2 protein-coding genes, 2 tRNA genes and 1 pseudogene are annotated in these 2,644 nt (G+C 56.3%); 1 reads left to right on the top strand and 4 read right to left on the bottom strand.

The window, feature by feature from the left end; genetic code table 11:
• The 4 genes and pseudogenes from ACZM96_RS08850 to ACZM96_RS08865 form a co-directional block, all read right to left on the bottom strand.
• Positions 1-314: pseudogene (locus tag ACZM96_RS08850) on the bottom strand (ABC transporter substrate-binding protein); the annotation flags it as partial.
• An 801-nt stretch (positions 315-1,115) separates the two neighbouring features.
• Positions 1,116-1,192, bottom strand: a tRNA-Pro gene (locus ACZM96_RS08855).
• A gap of 25 nt (positions 1,193-1,217) precedes the next feature.
• Positions 1,218-1,293: transfer RNA gene (locus ACZM96_RS08860), tRNA-Thr, on the bottom strand.
• An 83-nt stretch (positions 1,294-1,376) separates the two neighbouring features.
• A complete protein-coding gene (locus tag ACZM96_RS08865; RefSeq protein ID WP_489488605.1) occupies positions 1,377-2,060 on the bottom strand; it encodes a histidinol phosphate phosphatase domain-containing protein in 684 nt (227 codons plus the stop codon).
• Positions 2,061-2,199: 139 nt separating this feature from the next.
• Here ACZM96_RS08865 and rsfS point away from each other — a divergent pair, with 139 nt between their 5' ends.
• A complete protein-coding gene (gene rsfS / locus ACZM96_RS08870; RefSeq protein WP_294485721.1) occupies positions 2,200-2,592 on the top strand; it encodes a ribosome silencing factor in 393 nt (130 codons plus the stop codon).
• Positions 2,593-2,644 lie beyond the last annotated feature (52 nt).

A 2,644-nucleotide genomic window follows, 5' to 3' on the forward strand; every position in this document is an offset into this window, starting at 1 on the left:
TCCCAGTCGGCGGAGTAGTGCCCGTCGCGGAGAAAGCGAATGCATCCCCGGGCGTTGTCGGCCAGCCACAGCCACATCTCGGTGGTCGATTCCGTATTTTTCGGCACGGCAACCTGACCGTTGTCGATGAGTCCCAGCTTTTCCAGACCGCGGGCCATCTGGGCGAGCGTCTGCTGATAGTTGGAGAAGGGGCCGCCTTCCACGTAAATGACCCGCCATATTTTTTCCTGCGCCCGGGCTTCTCCGCCCACGGTGAGAAAAATAATGACAAAAATAAGCAGCAAAAAGCGGAGGGTACGGAAAGATGCAGTCATGATGCGACCTCGTGAAAGATGGGGAGAATATACGCAATCCGTTCGCAAAATACAATGTTTCCCGCAGGGGAAAAGCTCGGAAAACGTTGGTGCGCCGGTCGAAAATAGAAAAGTCCGTTGTCTTCCGAAGGGGTATTTTTCAGCAGGATTTGACACCGGAAACGGCGCGGACTTCGGCAATTTTTATGTTCGCCTTTTGGGGAAGGCTTGGTATCCGGTATTTCTGAGCGATACGATCCCAGAGGGCGTGGAAATTGTTTTTAGCATGTCATGGACCAGCGCGAACATACTGACAGGTGAGAGCTATTCGGCATGCCGTGACTGTTGGAGAAATCAGGTTAGGAAAGGGGGAAAAGTTCCGGACGTGGCGAGACTTCAGTCACAAAAGTTCATATATTTCCGTGGATTATACCGGGATGGAAGATTGCCTTTTCGGCGAGTGATAAGGTCAGAGAGCGTGTTTCGGACGTCGTGGAAAGTTCCCCAAAACATTTTTCCATGGCGCATCTCCCCCCTTTTTTGCAGACGGGGCTGGCTTTTCCGCAGCCACCGGGGCTGACGAACAAGAGAGCGCAGAAAAAGACAAGCCAGGAACGACGCGTCCGCGGGAGAGAGTCTGACTCTCGGACTGCCTGCGGTGTTTCTGCGGAAGGAGCTATACGCCCGCGGGAGCGAGGAACGAGGTGACTCTGAGAGTCGCCTGCGGCACGCGAAAAGACGGCGGGGCGGAAAAAGGGATCTGAGCGGAAAAAATTTAACAGAAAAGGGAGCCGTGACTCACATCACAGCTCCCTGAAATTCTGGTCGGGATGACTAGATTTGAACTAGCGACCCCTTGAACCCCATTCAAGTGCGCTCCCAGACTGCGCTACATCCCGACTCTGGTACCGAACATGAGAAGAATGGAGCTCATGATCAGAATTGAACTGATGACCTCATCCTTACCAAGGATGCGCTCTACCAACTGAGCTACATGAGCATTTCGTCTCTCGGCGAGGTGTGTAATTAGCAGGATGAGCCATGTCCGTCAAGCGTTTCCTGACGTTTTTTTAATTTTTTTCTTCACCGATGTTTGATCGTCATGCATTTCCGCACGAGCGCCTGTTCACTTTTTTCCAACAATTCCAATAAATTACTTTTTCCATTCTGCTGTCCGAACACATCCGCCCCCTTGATGATCTGCATCCAGAACGACCTTGGCGTCATCTCCGCCGCGCAGGTAGCTCCGCTCCCCCGCACCAGCGGACAGCCGAAACGCAGCGCCATGCCTGCGGTGTGCGCGTTGGTCAACGCGTGCTTCGGCGATGAGGTGAACTCCAGTGCAACGCCCCGCTCCGCGGCAAATGCCGCCGTCTCGGCATCAATGAGCCCGGGATGCGTCAGAATATCCACCCCTGCCTCCACGGCCGCCATATTGGTTCCGATCTCCACCTGATCGCCGAGCGTCTCGCCGTAGGCCAGCACGATTTCCGCGCCGGCCTTTCTCGCCTCCGCCGTCACGGTCGGAAGAAGCGCCGGAGGCACGTGACGAAGTTCTACGCCCGTTCGGGCCTCCACGTTTGCGTAAAGACTGAGCCGACGCACCTGGGCCGCCAGCGCCTCCAGCTCGGAAAAGTTGTCGCCGCCGCTCGGCATGACCAGCACCACGAAGCGCAGCCCCGCCAGCGCGGCGTACCGCAGGGCCGACGCGGCGTCCAGCCCCGCCCCGGGAACGCCCCGGGCAATCACGATATGAAAATCAACCATAACTCGCTCCTTCTGCCGTGTGCATACCGGGCCCGGCCGAAAAAGGAAAGAGCCCCCGGGCACATTTGCGCTCCAACTGCGATTGATGTATGCTTACGCCCCATTCCTATAGATTATACCGAGCACATTGAGGGATACCATGACCAAAGAAAAAAAATATTCCACGCTTCCCGCCTCCGAAAAGGCCCCCGTCATTCAGCAGTGGCTGGCCGAACACAAGGCACGTGATCTGGCCGTATTCCGGCTTCCCGAAGGCAACCCGCTGGCCGACATCGTCATCATAGCCTCGGCCTCCTCCGCCCGTCACGCGCGCAGCCTCGCCGACGGTCTTTCGGAAATGTGCAAGAAGGAAAAATTCGAGATCCTGCGCACCGAAGGCTATCAGGAAGGACAGTGGGTTCTCGTGGACCTCAACGACATCATCGTCCACATTTTTCAGGAGCCGGTCAGGGAACTGTACCATCTTGAGGCCCTCTGGTCCGGCGCCGAAGCGCTGCCCGCCACAGCAGCGGAAGGAAAGGAGAATAATTGATGCCCGTAGTGAAACCTACCCTTTTTCTCATTCTCGACGGCTACGGTCTGGC

It is taken from the genome of Mailhella sp., from assembly GCF_057866825.1.